18 protein-coding genes are annotated in these 17,860 nt (G+C 71.1%); 6 read left to right on the top strand and 12 right to left on the bottom strand.

Annotated features, from left to right (window positions below; all coding sequences use genetic code 11):
* Positions 1–39: 39 nt before the first annotated feature.
* A complete protein-coding gene (locus JT723_RS05890) occupies positions 40–1,113 on the top strand; it encodes an ABC transporter ATP-binding protein (RefSeq protein WP_205043402.1) in 1,074 nt (357 codons plus the stop codon).
* A gap of 1 nt (position 1,114) precedes the next feature.
* Positions 1,115–1,888 (top strand): ABC transporter permease, encoded by a 774-nt coding sequence (locus tag JT723_RS05885; protein ID WP_205043401.1) that lies wholly within the window; start codon positions 1,115–1,117, stop codon positions 1,886–1,888.
* Between the two features lie 189 nt (positions 1,889–2,077).
* Here JT723_RS05885 and JT723_RS05880 read toward each other — a convergent pair whose 3' ends face one another.
* On the bottom strand, positions 2,078–2,395 hold the full coding sequence (locus tag JT723_RS05880; RefSeq protein WP_205043400.1) for an Rv1322 family protein: 318 nt from the start codon (positions 2,393–2,395) through the stop codon (positions 2,078–2,080).
* A 173-nt stretch (positions 2,396–2,568) separates the two neighbouring features.
* Between JT723_RS05880 and JT723_RS05875 the strand changes: the two genes are divergently transcribed.
* A complete protein-coding gene (locus JT723_RS05875; protein WP_205043399.1) occupies positions 2,569–3,597 on the top strand; it encodes an LLM class flavin-dependent oxidoreductase in 1,029 nt (342 codons plus the stop codon).
* A gap of 100 nt (positions 3,598–3,697) precedes the next feature.
* On the opposite strand, the gene JT723_RS05870 is transcribed toward JT723_RS05875, so the two are convergent.
* Entirely contained in the window at positions 3,698–4,090 is a 393-nt protein-coding gene (locus JT723_RS05870; RefSeq protein ID WP_205043398.1) for an SCO5389 family protein, read from the bottom strand.
* 250 nt (positions 4,091–4,340) lie between these two features.
* Between JT723_RS05870 and nucS the strand changes: the two genes are divergently transcribed.
* Together nucS and JT723_RS05860 are read left to right on the top strand one after the other, a co-directional pair.
* Positions 4,341–5,003, top strand: a complete 663-nt coding sequence (gene nucS / locus JT723_RS05865) for an endonuclease NucS (RefSeq protein WP_205043397.1) — start codon at positions 4,341–4,343, stop codon at positions 5,001–5,003.
* Between the two features lie 331 nt (positions 5,004–5,334).
* Positions 5,335–6,399 carry a glycoside hydrolase family 11 protein gene (locus tag JT723_RS05860; RefSeq protein WP_205043396.1) on the top strand — a complete coding sequence of 355 codons (1,065 nt, stop codon included), beginning with the start codon at positions 5,335–5,337 and terminating at the stop codon, positions 6,397–6,399.
* A 48-nt stretch (positions 6,400–6,447) separates the two neighbouring features.
* On the opposite strand, the gene JT723_RS05855 is transcribed toward JT723_RS05860, so the two are convergent.
* The 3 genes from JT723_RS05855 to JT723_RS05845 form a co-directional block, all read right to left on the bottom strand.
* Positions 6,448–9,183 (bottom strand): ATP-binding protein, encoded by a 2,736-nt coding sequence (locus JT723_RS05855; protein ID WP_205043395.1) that lies wholly within the window; start codon positions 9,181–9,183, stop codon positions 6,448–6,450.
* Positions 9,184–9,273: 90 nt separating this feature from the next.
* Positions 9,274–9,573, bottom strand: coding sequence for an STAS domain-containing protein (locus JT723_RS05850; RefSeq protein ID WP_033176582.1), 300 nt, complete (start codon positions 9,571–9,573; stop codon positions 9,274–9,276).
* Between the two features lie 132 nt (positions 9,574–9,705).
* Entirely contained in the window at positions 9,706–10,554 is an 849-nt protein-coding gene (locus JT723_RS05845) for a 3-hydroxyacyl-CoA dehydrogenase family protein (RefSeq protein ID WP_205043394.1), read from the bottom strand.
* A gap of 134 nt (positions 10,555–10,688) precedes the next feature.
* Here JT723_RS05845 and JT723_RS05840 point away from each other — a divergent pair, with 134 nt between their 5' ends.
* Positions 10,689–11,261, top strand: a complete 573-nt coding sequence (locus JT723_RS05840; RefSeq protein WP_205043393.1) for a cob(I)yrinic acid a,c-diamide adenosyltransferase — start codon at positions 10,689–10,691, stop codon at positions 11,259–11,261.
* Positions 11,262–11,285: 24 nt separating this feature from the next.
* On the opposite strand, the gene JT723_RS05835 is transcribed toward JT723_RS05840, so the two are convergent.
* The 7 genes from JT723_RS05835 to JT723_RS05805 all read right to left on the bottom strand — a co-directional run bounded on the left by JT723_RS05835 (position 11,286) and on the right by JT723_RS05805 (position 17,859).
* Positions 11,286–11,732 carry a DUF2550 domain-containing protein gene (locus tag JT723_RS05835; RefSeq protein WP_205043631.1) on the bottom strand — a complete coding sequence of 149 codons (447 nt, stop codon included), beginning with the start codon at positions 11,730–11,732 and terminating at the stop codon, positions 11,286–11,288.
* Positions 11,733–11,901: 169 nt separating this feature from the next.
* Positions 11,902–12,276, bottom strand: coding sequence for a F0F1 ATP synthase subunit epsilon (locus JT723_RS05830; RefSeq protein WP_205043392.1), 375 nt, complete (start codon positions 12,274–12,276; stop codon positions 11,902–11,904).
* A 110-nt stretch (positions 12,277–12,386) separates the two neighbouring features.
* Positions 12,387–13,835 (bottom strand): F0F1 ATP synthase subunit beta, encoded by a 1,449-nt coding sequence (gene atpD, locus JT723_RS05825; RefSeq protein ID WP_205043391.1) that lies wholly within the window; start codon positions 13,833–13,835, stop codon positions 12,387–12,389.
* Positions 13,836–13,840: 5 nt separating this feature from the next.
* On the bottom strand, positions 13,841–14,764 hold the full coding sequence (locus JT723_RS05820) for a F0F1 ATP synthase subunit gamma (RefSeq protein WP_205043390.1): 924 nt from the start codon (positions 14,762–14,764) through the stop codon (positions 13,841–13,843).
* 4 nt (positions 14,765–14,768) lie between these two features.
* Positions 14,769–16,340 carry a F0F1 ATP synthase subunit alpha gene (gene atpA, locus JT723_RS05815; protein ID WP_205043389.1) on the bottom strand — a complete coding sequence of 524 codons (1,572 nt, stop codon included), beginning with the start codon at positions 16,338–16,340 and terminating at the stop codon, positions 14,769–14,771.
* 137 nt (positions 16,341–16,477) lie between these two features.
* Entirely contained in the window at positions 16,478–17,293 is an 816-nt protein-coding gene (locus JT723_RS05810) for a F0F1 ATP synthase subunit delta (RefSeq protein ID WP_205043388.1), read from the bottom strand.
* Positions 17,290–17,859 (bottom strand): F0F1 ATP synthase subunit B, encoded by a 570-nt coding sequence (locus tag JT723_RS05805; RefSeq protein WP_205043387.1) that lies wholly within the window; start codon positions 17,857–17,859, stop codon positions 17,290–17,292. Before JT723_RS05805 ends, JT723_RS05810 begins: the two co-directional genes overlap by 4 nt.
* Between the last annotated feature and the right edge of the window lies 1 nt (position 17,860).

The raw sequence follows: 17,860 nt of genomic DNA, 5'->3' as shown, positions 1-17,860 counted from the left end.
CGTGCGGGGGTTCCGCCGTGTCTTGCTAGCCTCGCCCCCATGATTGAGTTGCAGGGGCTCACCAAGCGGTACGGGGACAAGACCGCAGTCGACCATCTGACCTTCACCGTGCGCCCCGGCGTGGTGACCGGATTCCTCGGGCCGAACGGCGCGGGCAAGTCCACCACGATGCGGATGCTGCTCGGCCTCGACACCCCGACCAGCGGCGATGTCCGTATCGACGGCCGGCACTACGCGCAGCTCAGCGAGCCGCTCAAGCACATCGGGGCGCTGCTGGACGCCAAGGCGATCCACGGCGGGCGCACCGCCTACAACCATCTGCTGTGCATCGCGCAGTCCAACCGCATCCCGGCCCACCGGGTCAGCGAGGTGCTGGAGACGGTGGGTCTGACGGCGGTGGCACGCAAGCGCTCGAAGGGGTTCTCGCTGGGCATGGGGCAGCGGCTGGGGATCGCGGCCGCGCTGCTCGGCGACCCGGAGATCCTGATGTTCGACGAGCCGGTCAACGGCCTGGACCCGGAGGGCATCCACTGGATCCGCAACCTCATGAAGGGGCTGGCCGCGCAGGGCCGTACGGTCTTCGTCTCCAGCCACCTGATGAGCGAGATGGCGCTGACCGCGGAGCACCTGATCGTGATCGGCCGGGGGCGGCTGCTGGCCGACACCTCGATGGCCGACTTCATCGAGAAGAACTCGCGCAGCTACGTGCGGGTGCGCACCCCGCAGCCCGAGCGGTTCAAGGACGTGCTGACGGCGGCGGGCCACACCGTGGTGACGACCGGCGACGGCTCGTTCGAGATCACCGGTACCGAGGCCGCGCAGCTCGGTGAGCTGGCCGCGCAGCACCAGCTGGTGCTGCACGAACTGAGCCCGCAGCGGGCGTCGTTGGAGGAAGCGTTCATGCAGCTGACCGCCGAGTCGGTCGAGTACCACGCGCACGGGGCGGTGACACCCGGCGCCCCGCCGCCGATGCCGGTCGCACCGGGGGCGCAGCAGTGGCAGCAGCCGCCCGCGGCGCCGCCCGCCCAGCCCGGGCAGCCGCCCCAGCAGCAGCCCGGCGGGCAGCAGTGGGGCTCGCAGTGGCGCAACCCCGGCTCTGGAAAGGGGCGTTGACATGGCTGCTCCTTCCGCCGTCCTCCAGTCGGAGTGGACGAAGATCAAGTCGGTCCGCTCGACCATCTGGACGCTCGCTCTCGCCTTCATCGTGACCGTGGCCCTGGGCGCGGTGATCTGCCTGGTGTTCAACAACACCTGGGACGACCTGTCGACCGAGGACCAGGCGACGTTCGACCCGACCAACACCGCCTTCTTCGGCATGACGCTGGGCCAGTTGGCGCTGATCGTCTTCGGTGTGCTGGTGATGTCGAGCGAGTACAGCACCGGCATGATCCGCACGTCGCTGGCCGCGGTGCCGCAGCGGGGCGCCTTCTACACCAGCAAGGTCGCGGTGGCCGGTGTGCTGGCGCTGGTGGTCGGCATGGCGACGAGCTTCGTGGTCTTCTTCCTGGGCCAGGCGCTGCTGGGCTCGCACAAGGCGCAGATCGGCGACCCGGGGGTGCTGCGCGCGGTCGTCGGCGCGGGGCTGTACATGACGCTGCTGGTGCTGCTGTGCGTGGGCGCGGCGGCGATGCTGCGCAGCCCGATGCTGGGCCTGGGCATCCTGATGCCGTTCTTCTTCCTGGTCTCGCCGATCCTGTCGGCGGTGCCGAAGGTGAAGAAGGTCGCGCACTACTTCCCCGACCAGGCCGGCCAGAAGATCATGCAGGTGGTGCCGTCCACCGACGACCACGTGTCGTACGGGCCGTGGGGCGGTATCGCGATCATGGCGGTGTGGGTCGCGGCGGCGCTGCTCGGCGGCTACGTCGTGCTCAGGCAGCGCGACGCCTAGGGCCTGTCTGACAAATAGCGTCGTCCGCCCATAGGGCGGGCATGGCGGGGTCTGGTGCGTGCGATGGCAAGGCGGAGGAAGGAGAGCGCAGCGGGCTGCGCCGACGACCGACAACGCAGCCAGCGTGCGTGCCAGACCCCGCCATGCAGACGGGATTTGTCAGACAGGCCCTAGGCAGCGGGCGGGGTTTCAGTACCTCGGCGCGTTACGGGACCGCTGCACCTTGCTGGTGCGGCGGTCCTTGGCGTTCCAGCAGGCGCGGTGCCAGTGCCTGCGGTCGTCGAGGCCGTCGTACTCGCGCCAGGCGACGACATGGCCGACGCCGGGCGGGATCTCCTGGTCGCAGCCCGGGCAGCGGTAGTGCTTGGCGGACGCGGCGCCGGCGATGGGCCGCACCACCCACTCCTCGCCCTGCCACTCCTCGGTGCCGGCGCCGCCGACGCCGGACTCCTGGCTGCGTTCTGCCGGGCGATGGGCGCCGTGCGGGTGGTTACGTCGCGGCGACACGGAACACCTCGCGCTCTGCTGGCTTCGCGGACGGCATCCAGGGTACGCGCCGGACCCCCGGGTACCCGAACGGGCGCATCCGCCGCACCACGGCCGAAAATCATGAAAACACCGCAGAAGGCCGTGCCTTTGGCACGTGCCAGGCGTTAGTCACGGCAAGGAGGGAGTGGGCGATGCGCGTTGGGACGTTCGTACTCGCTGCTCAGTTCCCCGGTCAGGGCCAGGCCGAGCCGCTGCACCGGGCGATATCGACGGCGGAGGCGGCCGAGGCCGCGGGCCTTGACACGGTGTGGCTGGCCGAACACCACTTCGTGCCGTACGGCGTGTGCCCCTCGGCGGTGACGCTGGCGGGGGTGCTGCTGGGCAGGACCCGGCGGATCGGGGTGGGAACGGCGGTGAGCGTGCTGCCGACCGCGCACCCGGTGGCGCTCGGCGAGCAGGCGGCACTGCTGCACCTGGCCTCGGGGGGCCGCTTCACGCTCGGGGTGGGACGCGGCGGCCCGTGGGTGGACCTGGCGGTCTTCGGGGCCGGAACGGCCGCCTACGAGCACGGTTTCCCCGAGTCGCTGGATCTGCTGCTCCGCTGGCTGCGGGAGCCCTCGGTGGGCGGCCAGGGGCCGCGCTACGCCTTTCCCGAGGTGCCGGTGGTGCCGCGGCCCGACGAGCTGGAGCCGGCCGGTGAGGGGCCGCAGGTGGTCGTGGCGTGCACCTCCCCCGGCACCGTGCGACTGGCCGCGGAGCGGGCGCTGCCGATGCTGCTCGGCATGCACTGCGGCGACGAGGACAAGGCGGGGATGGTGGCGCTGTGGCGGCGCACCGCACTGGCCGCGGGCCACTCCCCCGACGTGGTCGCGGCGGCCGGGCACGTGTCGGCCGGGGTGGTCCAGATCGCCGACACCCGCTCCGACGCGGTGGAGACGCTGCGCAAGGCGATGCCGGGCTGGCTGCAGCAGGGCCTGGCCGCGCACCGCACGGTCGACGGCAGGGCGCGGGCGATGCGCGACCCGTACGCCTACACCGACCTGCTGTGCGGGCTGCACCCGGTGGGGCCGCCGCGGCTGTGCGCCGACCGCCTCGCGGCGACCGCCCGGGCGACCGGCATCACGCGCTTCGCGCTGCTGGTCGAGGGCTCCGGCGACCTCGACGCGACGCTGCACAACGTCGCACGTCTCGGCGGTGACGTGCTCCCGGAACTGGCCTGAACACATGTGCATGGCCCGTTACGGGAGCACGCCCCGTTGTGCGCGCCGCCACTGATCGACTACTGCGCTCCCGCAGCTGCGCCACGGGGCCGCCGACGGGTCAGCAGTCCCTGAACTCCGGTGACTGGTTCAGTACTTGCGACCTGACCGAGGTGAACTTGTCGTAGCTCTCGCCGACCGCCGGGTCGAGCGGGAAGACCGCCACCCGGTGGCAGTTCTGGAACGCCAGCCGCACCCCGAAGTGCCGCTGCAGCGCTCCGCGTATCGCGTCGCTCGCCAGCGCGCGGAGCAGTTGGCCGCGCTCCTTCTCGCTGGGCGGCGGCACCTGGTTGTCCGCGAAGTTCCCCCCATCCACCTTGAGTTGTGCCACCAATGAGCTGATCAGCTCCCACGCGTAGGGGAGGGATGTCCTGACGCAGTCGACGAATTCCTGCTCGTCGACCTCGCCTCGCTCGGCCTGTTCGAGGAGGGCCGGAGAGACGTCGAGCGACATGGGTACTCCTCTCGGTGACCCCGTGGGCGCACGGGGCCGTACGGACGGGATCCGGCAGCCGCGACCGCGTATCCCCCGCGCGGCGGCCACCGGCTTTCAACCGTAGGGTTGGAACGCTGAGCGCACCAGGAGGTAGCACGCACAACCGGCCAATTTTCGGTCCCGGGGGGTAGTCGGCCGAACTCGTACGGTCCCGGAGACCCCGGGCCGAATCGCGTGCCGCACACCGGGTGAAGTAGCGTGGCCCACCATGCGCCTTGTGATCGCCCGCTGCTCCGTCGACTACGCGGGCCGGCTGTCCGCCCACCTTCCGTCCGCCACCCGGCTGCTGCTGGTCAAGGCCGACGGGAGCCTGTCGGTGCACGCCGACGACCGGGCCTACAAACCGCTCAACTGGATGTCCCCGCCGTGCACGCTCAAGGAGGGTGAGGACGGCGTCTGGACGGTCGTCAACAAGGCGGGCGAGCAGCTGATCATCACCATAGAGGAGGTCCTGCACGACTCCTCGCACGAACTCGGCGTCGACCCGGGCCTGATCAAGGACGGCGTCGAGGCGCATCTGCAGGAGCTGCTCGCCGACCGCATGGAGGTGCTCGGCGAGGGCTGGACGCTGATCCGCCGCGAGTACCCCACGGCCATCGGCCCGGTCGACATCCTGTGCCGGGACGCCTCCGGCGGCACCGTCGCCGTCGAGCTGAAGCGCCGCGGTGACATCGACGGTGTCGAGCAGCTCACCCGCTACCTCGAACTGCTCAACCGCGACCCCCATCTGGCGCCCGTGAGGGGCGTGTTCGCCGCCCAGGAGATCAAGCCGCAGGCGCGCGTGCTGGCCACCGACCGCGGTATCGACTGCGTCGTCCTGGACTACGACGCGATGCGCGGCATCGAGGACGACAAGCTCCGGCTCTTCTGACCCCTCCTCCTCGATACCCGGAAATTTTTCGAAACTTTCGAGATTCTGAACCCGGCCCTGATCGCATAATCCGGGCCTCAGGCGGGCAACCTTGACCCCGGCTCCGTATACGGGGCTTCGACCTGCCCAAATGCTTCCCCTTGACGACCACTGCGGAGCGAAGCTTTCGCAATCATTGTCGAAAGTGTTGACAGTGTGTCGGGCGAGTTCAACACTGTCGGTCGCCGGTCGCGCAGGACCGGCGAACCCCGCTGCGCGGCACGGCCATTCCACCGCGCCGTGCCGCGCGGCCGGGCTGCCCCACCAGCCCTCGACGAGGAGGAAGCACCACATGAACACCACCCCCCGACCGGAGACCCGCAGAGGCGGCCGTTTCCGGGTGCTCGGTCGCTTCAGGCTGCTGCTCAGCAGCCTCTGCACCATCGCGCTGGTCGCCGTCGCCGCGCTGGTCCTCCCCGGCACCGCGAGTGCCGACACGACCGTCAGCCAGAACAGCACCGGCACCAACAACGGGTACTTCTACTCGTTCTGGAGCCAGAACAGCGGCCAGGCCTCGATGACCATGGGCTCCGGCGGCCAGTACAGCACCCAGTGGAACAACGTCGAGAACTTCGTCGCCGGCAAGGGCTGGAACCCGGGCAACACCTCGCCCGTGAGCTACTCGGCCTCGTGGAACTGCAACGGCAACTGCTACCTGTCGCTGTACGGCTGGACCACGAACCCGCTCATCGAGTACTACATCGTCGAGAACTTCGGCAGCTACAACCCCAGCACCGGCGCCACCCGGCTGGGCTCGGTCAACAGTGACGGCAGCACGTACGACCTGTACCGGACGCAGCGCGTCAACCAGCCGTCCATCCAGGGCACCGCGACGTTCTACCAGTACTGGGCCGTCCGCCAGGCGCACCGCACCAGCGGCACCATCACCGTGTCCAACATCTTCAACGCGTGGGCGCAGTCGGGCCTGAACCTCGGCACCCCGAACTACGAGATCCTCGCCACCGAGGGCTACCACTCCTCCGGCAGCTCGAACGTCACCGTCGGTTCCAGCAGCGGCGGCACCACGGGCAGCACCACCAACGGCGGTACGACCGGAAGCACCACCACCGGCGGCACCACCGGCGGTGGCGGCAGCTGCACGGCCAACGTGACAGCCGGCGACCAGTGGAGCGACCGCTACAACCTCAACGTCTCGGTCTCCGGCTCCAGCAACTGGACCGTGACGGTGAACCTGCACGCCCCCGAGGTCACCATGGCGACCTGGAACATCAGCGCCAGCTACCCCAGCCAGTACCAGCTGGTCGCCAAGCCCAACGGCAGCGGCAACAACTGGGGCATGACCATCCAGAAGAACGGCTCGACCACCTGGCCGTCGTTCTCCTGCCAGGCCAACTGACCCACACCCTGACCGCCTCCCCCCACACGCCGGTCGCGGCGCCGTACCTCACGGCGCCGCGGTCGGCGTCGCCGTGTCGGTGAGGTCGGGGGCACCCGAGACGGTCTGGGACTGGGTGACCTCTGGCGGCGAGCTGGGCGGCGTCGTCGGAGGCGGGGTGTCCGGAGTCGTCGAAGTCGACGTGGGCGGGGGCGACGAGGGCGGCGGCTTCGTCGTCGTGTGCGTCGGGTGCCCCGACGTGTGGCTCGGCGGCGGCGGGGGCTGGCTCGTACCGCCCGTCGAGGTCGACGGCGGAGGCGCGGACGTGGCGCCGGTCGAACCGCCGGTCGTGGACGCCGTGGTCGGGGTCCCCGTCGTGGTGGCGGACGCCGACGCGGGCGGCGACGACGTCGTACCTGTCGGGGATGTCGTCTCGGGGGAGGTCGTGGACGGGGCGTCCGTCGCCTCCTGTTGGGACGACTCCAGCGGCTTGACCTGGTTCTTCTGGTCGCCGTCGCCGCCCGACGTGGCACCCAGGGTGACGATCGTGCCGAGCACCGCGGCCAGCAGCACACCGGTGCCGGCGGCGACCATGTTGCGGCGGGTGCCGACGACGGCGAGCCGCTTGGGGCCGGGCTCGGGCGCGTGGTGGGCGGGCGGGCGCTGGTGGATGACGGCCAGCGGGGCGGTGACGGCGGGCGCTTCCGGTGTGGCGTCGAAGTCGGCGGCGGCCGGGGGGAGTTCGAGCCGGGACCCGGCCGGGTCGAGGTCGTCCACCAGCGCCAGGGTGCGGCGGCCGACCACGGTGCCCTGCCGGTCGGCGAGGGCGCCGCGCAGCGCGATGGACGCCTCCAGTTCCGCCCTGGCCCGGTCCATCGTGCCGCTGCAGAGCGCCAGCACACCCAACTCGTGGTGGAAGTAGGCCTCTTCCGCGACCTCGCCGGACAGTCGGGCGGCCTCCTGGCCGATCCGCAGCGCCCGCTCCCAGGCGCCCCAGTGCAGGGCGGCGGCGAAGACGGGCGCGACCGTGCGGGCCAGCAGCACCGCGGCGGTGGGGTTGCCGTTGTCGCGGCAGGCGGTCATGGCGGCGATGATCGCCTCGGACTCGGCGGCGGCGCGGGCCGCGGTGACCGAGGGGTGCCCTGTCCACCAGGCGTAGTGCAGGGCCGCGGTGTGCGCCTGGACCTCGCTCAGCTCGCCCTCCGCGGTGAAGGCGGCGGCGAGCTGCTGGGTGACGCCGGCGGCGAGCCGATAGTGCGCGGCGACCGGGACGGCCAGGCCCACCGCGGTCATCTCGCCGAGTGCGGCGTCGCCGTGGGTGTCACCGACCAGGGCGGGCAGGTGCGAGGGGTGCGGGCATTCGCCGTCGAGGGCGACGGCGAAGGCGAGCGCTTCGCGGGCGGACTCGCTCAGCCGGGAGGCGAGCAGGTCGGCGGGGGCGGCGCTCTCGGCGAGGGAGGGCAGCGGCACGTCGGCGCTGGGCACCCGTGCGGGCGGCGGTATGACCGGGGGTATCTCCAGCGGGGCCGCGGGGTCGGGCGCCGCGGGGTCGTCGAAGCCGGTCAGGTCGGGTATCAGGTCCGGGGGCGGCGCGGCGGGGCCGGCCGCGGGGGTGCCGTTCTCCCATACCGAGTCGTCCCAGTCGGGCTCGGGCGGGAAGCGCAGCGCGTCCCGCTGCCGCAGCAGGGCGCCGGCCTGGACGAAGCGCAGCGGCAGGCCTTCGGACTCGAACCACAGGTCGGCCGCCCAGGCGGTCTCGTCCTCTTCGAGGGGGCGTCCCGCGGCGAGGGTGAGCAGGTCGACGCAGGCGACCCGGGTCAGGCCGGAGAGGAAGACCTCCTCGACCATTGACTCGGCGGGCGGTGCGGCGACGTCGGGGGTGGCGGCCAGCAGGAAGGCGCACTCGGGGGCCGCGGCGAGCAGCTCCTCCAGGGCGGTGCCGCCGAATTCGAGGTCGTCGACCACGACGACGGCGCCGGTCTCGCGCAGCAGCGCGGGAAGCTCGGTGCGGCTGGGGCGGTAGTCGTCACCGGCGTAGACGACGCTGTAGAGGGCGTGCAGGACGTCGCCGACGGTGCGGCGGTAGCCCGAGAGCCACAGCACACCGTCGGGGGCGAGGTCGGCGCAGGCGTTGGCGACCGACTCCAGCAGGGCGGTGCGCCCGGCGCCCGACGGTCCCGTGACGCGGACCGAGCGGCCGCGGGCCAGCAGCCGGATCAGCCGCTCGCGCTCCTCGTCCCGTTCCAGCAGCGGGAGTTCGGGCGCGGGAGGTCCCGGCGGCGGCGAGGGGCGCTGGGCCGCGAGGTGGGCGGTGCGCTCGGCGCGGGTGCGCGGTACGGGGGTCCTGCGCTCTTCGGGCGGGCAGACGGTGACCTCGGTGCCGTCGACCGGGTTGACGGTGAGCAGGTAGTCGGGGGTGACGATGCGGCGCACCCGGGCGCTGCCGCCGCTGGGGGTGCCGGAGGTCAGCTCCAGCGGTTCGCGGGCCGGGCGTATCGCCTTGGGCAGCGGGGCGGCGGCGTCGAAGAGCGAGGGCTCGACCGGGCGCGTGCTGTCGAAGGCGCCGGCGTCGGCCGGGACGTCGCGGAGGTCACGGGCGTCGGGGAAGTCGGGGAAGTCGGCGAAGTCGGCGAAGGCGCTGTCGGCGGGCGCGGCCGGCTCGAAGGGCGCGGGCGGCGGCTCGTAGGGCACCAGCGCGCCGCGGTCGGCGGTGCCGCCGCCGGTGCCGCCGCTCCTGACACCGAAGGCGTCGAACGGTTCGTCCTGCCCTGGGCGCTCGCCGGGCTCGCCGTTGTGCTGGTCCATGTCCTACGCCCCCATATGCGGTCACGTCAGGGGCACTCTAAGGGCATGTGCCGCTGTGATGAAGCGCAGGGGTCCCCGGCAGCCTTTACGTCACCTTTCGGCCTCGATCGCGAGGATGCGGTGCAGTCTGGTGGCCACCAGCAGCCGCTGCATCTGCGGCGGGACGTTGCGCAGGACCAGCCGGCGGTTGGCCCGGCCGGCCCTGCGGTGGGCGCCCATGATCACGCCGAGGCCTGTCGCGTCCCACGAGTCCAGCTCGGTCAGGTCCAGTACGAGGTCGCCGCGGCCGGAGTCGACGGCGGTGTGCAGGGCCGTACGGGCGTCCGCCGCGCTGCGGACGTCGAGGCGGCCCCCGACGACCAGCTCGGCATGGTCGCCCCTGATGTGCATAGTCGCTCCCGAAGCTCCCGAAGAATTGCGGCACCCGTCCGTATGTCTTCACACAACTGACGGTCCGTCGCAAAGAGAAGTTGCCGTCTGTGAGCGAACCGATACCGAATTCACTCCTGTGAGTGACGTTGCTTAGTACGGGTAGAACCCCTGCCCGCTCTTGCGGCCCAGGTCTCCCGCGTCCACCATGCGGCGCATGATCTCCGGCGGGGCGAACTTCTCGTCCTGCGACTCGGCGTAGATGTTGCCGGTGGCATGCAGCAGGATGTCCACGCCGGTGAGGTCGGTGGTGGCCAGCGGCCCCATGGCGTGGCCGAAGCCCAGCTTGCACGCGACGTCGATGTCCTCGGCCGAGGCGACGCCGGACTCGTAGAGCTTGACGGCCTCCACGACGAACGCGGAGATCAGCCGGGTGGTGACGAAGCCCGCCACGTCGCGGTTGACGACGATGCAGGTCTTGCCGACGCTCTCGGCGAACTCCCGCGCGCGGGCCAACGTGTCGTCACTGGTCTTGTAGCCGCGGACCAGTTCGCACAGCTGCATCATCGGCACCGGCGAGAAGAAGTGCGTGCCGACGACCCGCTCGGGGTGCTCGGTGGCAGCGGCGATCTTGGTGATCGGGATCGCCGAGGTGTTGGACGCCAGCACCGTACCGGGGCCTGTGATGCGGTCGAGGGTGCGGAAGATCTCCTGCTTGACCTCGATCTTCTCGAAGACCGCCTCCACCACCAGGTCGGCGTCGGCCGCCGCGTCCAGGTCGGTGGTGGTGCTGATCCTGGCCAACGCCGCTTCCGCGTCGGCCGCTTCGAGCTTGCCCTTGGCGACGAAGCGGTCGTAGGACGCCTTGATGCCGTCGGTCCCGCGGGCCAGTGCCTCGTCGGTGACGTCGCGCAGCACCACCTCGTAGCCCGCCTGGGCCGCCACCTGTGCGATGCCCGAGCCCATCAGTCCGGCTCCTACGACGGCGAGCTTCTTCGCCACGGTTCCACCTCTCCGTTGGGGTATCTGGCCGGACCCTAACGCCGGTTCACCACCGGGCGCAGCATGATGTCGGGCGCGTCACCGTGTGTCCTTGGTCGCAACGGGCCGCCCGTGCAGGCCCTACGCTCGACGCCATGGTCAATCTCACCCGCATCTACACCCGCACCGGCGACGACGGCACGACCGCGCTCGGCGACATGAGCCGTACGCCCAAGACCGACACCAGGATCGCCGCGTACGCCGACACCAACGAGGCCAACGCGGTCATCGGCGCCGCCCTGGCGCTCGGCGGTCTGGCCGAGGACGTGTCAGCCGTCCTGGTCCGCGTGCAGAACGACCTCTTCGACGTGGGCGCGGACCTGGCCACCCCCGTGGTGCCCGACCCGAAGTACCCCCCGCTGCGGGTCGAGCAGTCCTACGTGGACCGCCTGGAGGCCGACTGCGACAGCTTCCTCGAAGGGCTGGAGAAGCTGCGCAGCTTCATCCTGCCCGGCGGCACCGCGGGGGCGGCGCTGCTGCACCAGGCCTGTACGGTCGTGCGCCGCGCCGAGCGCTCCACGTGGGCGGCGCTCGCCGAGCACGGCGACGTCATGAACCCGCTGACGGCCACGTATCTCAACCGGCTCTCGGACCTGCTGTTCATCCTGGCGAGGACGGCGAACAAGGACCGCGGCGACGTGCTGTGGGTGCCGGGCGAGAACCGCTGACGGCAGGGCGCGGGAGGGGACCGCTCAGGCCACGTTGACCCGCTGGCCGGGCGGGGCCGCCTCCAGCCAGGCGAGGAAACCGGTGAGCGCGTCGTCGCTCATCGCCAGCTCCAGCCGCAGCCCGCGGTGCTCGCAGGTGAGCACGACCGCGTCGGACAGCAGCGCCAGCTCCTCCGTGCCGCGCGGCTCCCTGCGGCCCTCGACCTCGATGGAGGGGCGCTCCAGCACCCGGCGCGGCCGGAAGGCGTAGGAGAAGACCCGGAACCACTCGACGCGGTCGCCGTTGTAGCGGGCCACCCCGTAGACCCAGCCCTTGCCGCTGGGCTCGGTGTCCTCCGGCGGGGCCACCCGCAGGCTGCAGTCGAAGGTGCCGCCGGAGCGCTGGATGAGCCGGCGGCGCAGCCCGAGGACGAACAGTGCCAGCAGGACCGCGCCCACGACGGCGCCGATCGCCTCGACCGAGAGGATCACGTCCACCGCTCTCCTCTCCTGGGGCCCATCGCCGCCCGTACCGCGCACCGTGTGTGTGCTGCTCCTGCTGTGCCGGTGCCGCGGACCACCCCTGAGGGCAGCCCGCGGCACCGTGGTCCTGCTCCCGCGGTACCGCCGTCCTGCTGGACGGCGCTCCGCCGCGGGTGGTTCAGTGCGCGCCCGCCGCGGCGGCGAGCCGGACCTCCGCGCGGCGCTCGGCCGCCGCGTCGGCCTCTGACCTGGAGCGCTCCAGCGCCCGCTCGGCCCGTGCGACGTCGATCTCCTCGGCAAGCTCGGCGATCTCGGCGAGAATCGAGAGCTTGTTGTCCGCGAAGGAGAGGAAACCGCCGTGCACCGCGACGACGACGGTGCCGCCCTCGGTGGTGCGGACCGTCACCGGACCTGACTGCAGCACTCCGAGCACCGGCTCGTGCGACGGCATGATGCCGATGTCACCGGACAGGGTGCGGGCGATGACCATGGCGGCCTCGCCGGACCAGATGCTGCGGTCCGCGGCCACCACCTCGACGTGAATTTCGGCCAAGACGGCTCCTCGGGTCGGCACCCACCGGGTGAGGGAGGTGCGTAAGACAAAGAATAAGGGCTGCGTGAGGGGGGCAGAGACCGACTGCCCCCCTCACGCCATGACCTGCGTCAGTTGACGCCGAGCTTGGCGGCGTTCGCCTTGAGGTCGTCCAGGCCACCGCACATGAAGAAGGCCTGCTCCGGGAAGTGGTCGTACTCGCCGTCCGCGATGGCGTTGAAGGCCGCCACCGACTCGTCGAGCGACACGTCGGAACCGTCCACTCCGGTGAACTGCTTCGCCGCGTGGGTGTTCTGCGACAGGAAGCGCTCGATGCGGCGGGCGCGGAAGACGGTGAGCTTGTCCTCTTCGCCCAGCTCGTCGATACCGAGGATGGAGATGATGTCCTGGAGGTCCTTGTACTTCTGCAGGATGCCCTTGACGCGCATGGCGCAGTCGTAGTGGTCCTGCGCGATGTAGCGCGGGTCCAGGATGCGGGACGTGGAGTCCAGCGGGTCCACCGCGGGGTAGATGCCCTTCTCCGAGATCGGCCGCGAGAGCACGGTCGTCGCGTCGAGGTGGGCGAAGGTGGTGGCCGGCGCCGGGTCGGTCAGGTCGTCCGCGGGGACGTAGATCGCCTGCATCGAGGTGATCGAGTGACCGCGGGTCGAGGTGATCCGCTCCTGCAGCTGGCCCATCTCGTCGGCCAGGTTCGGCTGGTAGCCCACCGCGGAGGGCATACGGCCGAGCAGCGTGGAGACCTCGGAACCCGCCTGGGTGAACCGGAAGATGTTGTCGATGAAGAACAGCACGTCCTGGTTCTGCACGTCGCGGAAGTACTCCGCCATCGTCAGACCGGCCAGGGCGACGCGCAGCCGGGTGCCCGGCGGCTCGTCCATCTGGCCGAAGACCAGCGCGGTCTGCGGGAGCACGCCGGACTCGGCCATCTCCGCGATGAGGTCGTTGCCCTCGCGGGTGCGCTCGCCGACGCCGGCGAAGACGGAAACGCCCTCGTGCAGCTTGGCCACACGCATGATCATTTCCTGGATGAGCACGGTCTTGCCGACGCCCGCGCCGCCGAACAGGCCGATCTTGCCGCCCTTGACGTACGGGGTCAGCAGGTCGACGACCTTCAGGCCGGTCTCGAACATCTCGGTCTTGGACTCGAGCTGGTCGAAGGCCGGGGCCTTGCGGTGGATCGCCCAGCGCTCGGTGACCTCGGACTCGGCCTCCGGCTCGTTGAGGATCGCACCGAGGGTGTTGAACACCCGGCCCTTGGTGACGTCGCCGACCGGCACCGTGATGCCGTCGCCGGTGTCGATCACCGCGGCCTGGCGGACCAGGCCGTCGGTGGGCTGCATGGAGATGGCGCGGACCAGGCCGTCGCCGAGGTGCTGCGCGACCTCCAGGGTCAGCGTCTTGGTGGCGCCGGCCTCGGTCGGGTCGGCTACGTCGACCTTGAGCGCGTTGTAGATCTCCGGCATGGCGTCGACGGGGAACTCCACGTCGACGACCGGGCCGATGACCCGCGCCACCCGGCCGGTGGCGGTGGTTTCAACGGTGTCAATAGTGGCAGTCATAGTGGTCAGTCACTCCCCGCGTTCGCGTCGGCCAGAGCGCTGGCACCGCCGACGATCTCGCTGATTTCCTGGGTGATGTCGGCCTGTCGGGCCGCGTTGGCAAGCCGCGTGAGCGACTTGATCAGATCTTCCGCGTTGTCGGTCGCCGACTTCATCGCCCGGCGGCGGGCCGCGTGCTCGGAGGCGGCGGCCTGCAGCAGGGCGTTGTAGATGCGGCTCTCGACGTACCGCGGCAGCAGCGCGTCCAGCACGCCTTCCGCGGACGGCTCGAACTCGTACAGCGGCTTGGCCTGGGGCTGCTTGGACAGCTCCGCGCCACCTTCCGCGTCGTCCGAGATGGCCAGCGGCAGCAGCCGCCGGTCGACCGGTGTCTGGGTCATCATCGAGACGAACTCGGTGAAGACGATGTACAGCTCGTCCACGCCGCCCTCGGCCGAGTCGGCCAGCACCGACGCGATCAGCGGCGTCGCCACCGCCTTGGCGTCGGCGTAGGAGGGGCTGTCGGAGAAGCCCGTCCAGGACTGCGCGACCGTGCGCTCACGGAAGCCGTAGTACGCCAGGCCCTTGCGGCCGACGATGTAGCTGTCGACCTCCTTGCCCTCGGCGCGCAGCCGCTCGGTGAGCCGGTCCGCCGCCTTGATGGCGTTGGACGAGTAGCCGCCGGCCAGGCCGCGGTCGCTCGTGACGAGCAGGACCGCGGCACGGGTCGGGTTGTCGGCCTCGGTGGTCAGCGGGTGCTTGGTGTTGGAGCCGGTCGCGACCGCCGTCACCGCACGGGTCAGTTCGTCGGCGTACGGGGACGAGGCCGCCACCTGGCGCTGCGCCTTGACGATGCGCGAGGCGGCGATCATCTCCATCGCCTTGGTGATCTTCTTCGTGGCGGTGACGGACCTGATCCGGCGCTTGTAAACCCGAATCTGTGCGCCCATGCGATCAGCCCTCGACCAGCAGCGCGCCGGAGGACGTCTCGAACTGCTTCTTGAACGCGGCGACCGCGGAGGTCAGCGCGTCGATCGTGCCGTCCTCCAGCTTGCCGGTCTCGACGATGCCGGTCAGCAGCGACTTGTTCTCGCGGTGCAGGTAGTCCAGCAGCTCGCGCTCGAAGCGGCGCACGTCCTCGACGGGGACGTCGTCCAGCTGGCCGGTGGTGCCGGCCCAGATGGAGACGACCTGGTCCTCGATCGCGTACGGCGCGTACTGGCCCTGCTTGAGCAGCTCGACCATGCGCTGACCGCGCTCCAGCTGCGCCTTGGAGGCCGCGTCCAGGTCGGAGCCGAAGGCCGCGAAGGCCTCCAGCTCGCGGAACTGGGCGAGGTCCACGCGCAGCCGGCCCGCGACCGACTTCATGGCCTTGATCTGCGCGGAGCCGCCGACGCGGGAGACCGAGATACCGACGTTCAGCGCGGGGCGCTGGCCGGCGTTGAACAGGTCGGACTCCAGGAAGCACTGGCCGTCGGTGATGGAGATGACGTTGGTCGGGATGAACGCCGACACGTCGTTGGCCTTGGTCTCCACGATCGGCAGACCGGTCATGGAGCCGGCGCCCAGGTCGTCGGAGAGCTTGGCGCAGCGCTCCAGCAGGCGGGAGTGCAGGTAGAAGACGTCGCCGGGGTAGGCCTCGCGGCCCGGCGGGCGGCGCAGCAGCAGCGAGACGGCGCGGTAGGCGTCGGCCTGCTTGCTCAGGTCGTCGAAGACGATCAGGACGTGCTTGCCCTGGTACATCCAGTGCTGGCCGATGGCCGAGCCGGTGTAGGGAGCCAGGTACTTGAAGCCGGCCGGGTCGGACGCCGGGGCGGCGACGATGGTCGTGTACTCCAGCGCGCCGGCCTCCTCCAGCGCGGCGCGCACGCCGGCGATGGTGGAGCCCTTCTGGCCGATGGCGACGTAGATGCAGCGGACCTGCTTCTTCGGGTCGCCGCTGCGCCAGTTGTCGCGCTGGTTGATGATCGTGTCGATGGCCAGGGCCGACTTGCCGGTCTGCCGGTCACCGATGATCAGCTGGCGCTGGCCACGGCCGATCGGGGTCATGGAGTCGACGGCCTTCAGGCCGGTCTGCATCGGCTCGTGCACCGACTTGCGCTGCATGACCGTGGGGGCCTGCAGTTCGAGGGCGCGGCGGCCGTCGGTCTCGATCTCGCCGAGGCCGTCGATCGGGGTGCCCAGCGGGTCGACGACGCGGCCCAGGTAGCCCTCGCCGACCGCCACCGACAGCACCTCACCGGTGCGGTGCACCGGCTGGCCTTCCTCGATGCCGTTGAACTCGCCGAGGACGATCGCGCCGATCTCGCGCTCTTCCAGGTTCAGCGCGAGACCCAGGGTCCCGTCCTCGAACCGCAGCAGTTCGTTCGCCATCGCCGAGGGCAGGCCCTCGACCTTCGCGATGCCGTCTCCGGCAACGCTGACCGTCCCGACCTCCTCGCGCGAGGCCGCGTCCGGCTGGTACGACTGGACAAACGTCTCCAGCGCGTCCCGGATCTCCTCCGGCCGGATCGTGAGCTCCGCCATCTGGGTTCCCTGCTCTCCTTGTTGGGCCCGAAGTCTTCTTTGGGGGCGTCGGCCCAACGCGGGCCGTCAGTGCTTGTCTGTTGCTCGTCTGATGCTTGTCTGTGGTGCCTGTGCCGGTGCCGCCGGCGGCGGAGCCGTCAGCCGGCCATCCTGCGGGACGCCTCGTCGAGGCGGTCCGCGATGGAGCCGTTGATGACCTCGTCGCCGATCCGCACCCGGACCCCGCCGAGGACCGCGGGGTCCACGTCCAGGTTCAGATGCACCGGGCGGCCGTAGATCCTGGCCAGGGCGTCCCCGAGCCGACGCTTCTGCGTCTCGCTCAGCGGAATCGCCGAGACCACCTCTGCGACCGTCCGGCCGCGGCGGGCCGCGGCCAGCTTGGACAGGGATTCGATCCCGCCCTCAAGGCTACGTCCTCGCGGCGCGGTGACCAGCCGGGTGACCAGCCGTTCCGTGACCGGTTTGGCGCGGCCGCCGAGCAGCGTGTGCAGCAGGTCGGCCTTGGCACCGCCGGCGCCGGCCCGGCCGCTGAGCGCGGCCCGCAGCTCGCTGCTGCCCGCGGTGATACGGCTGAAGCGGAACAGCTCGTCCTCGACCTCGTCCAGCGTGCCGTCCTGCTGGGCGGCGGTGAGGTCGGCGGTGTCGGCCAGCTCCTCCAGCGCGTCCACCAGATCGCGGGACTGCGACCAGCGCGCCCGGACCATGCCGCTGACCAGGTCGACGCTGTCGGCGCCGAGCTGGCTGCCCAGCAGGCGGCGGGCCAGCGCGGCCTTGGACTCGCCCGACTGCGCCGGGTCGGTCAGGGCGCGGCGCAGCGTGGACTCGCGGTGCAGCAGTGCGGTCACGGCGGCCAGCTCGTCGGCCAGCCTGGTCGCGTCGACCGACGCGTTGTCGGTCAGTGCGTCCAGCCGTTCCCTTGCGGCGCCGAGTGCGTCGCGGCTTGCGCCGTTCACCGGGCCGCCCCGGCGCCCGCCCCGTTGCCCGCGCCGGCGTCGGCGGAGCCGTCGAGGCTGTCGAGGAAGCGGTCGATGGTGCGGCTCTGCCGGGCGCTGTCCTCCAGGGACTCGCCGACCAGCTTGCCCGCCAGGTCGGTGGCGATCCTGCCGACCTCCTGGCGCAGCGTGACGGTCACCTGGCGGCGGTCCGCCTCGATCTGGGCGTGGCCCGCGGCGACGATGGCGTCCCGCTGGCGCTGGCCCTCCTCGCGCATCTCAGCGATGATCACGGCACCCTGCTCCCGGGCCTGCTCGGTGATCCGGGCCGCCTCGTGGCGGGCCTCGGCGAGCTGCGCCTTGTACTCCTCAAGCGTGCGGTTGGCCTCTGCCTGCGCCTTCTCCGCGCGCTCCAGGCCACCCTCGATCGCGTCGTGGCGCTCCGCGAGGGTCTTCTGGATGTTCGGCAGGAGCTTCTTACCGAGGAGGCCGAAGACGATGAAGAAGCAGAGCAGGCCGATAACCAGTTCCGCGGTGTCGGGGATGAGCGGGTTCTGCGCCCCCTCCTCCGCAAGGAAGGTCATCATG

This window comes from Actinacidiphila bryophytorum (assembly GCF_016916835.1).
Lineage (GTDB): Bacteria > Actinomycetota > Actinomycetes > Streptomycetales > Streptomycetaceae > Actinacidiphila > Actinacidiphila bryophytorum.
The sequence above is the reverse complement of the archived record's forward strand: the minus strand, read 5'-3'. Positions and strand labels throughout refer to the sequence as shown.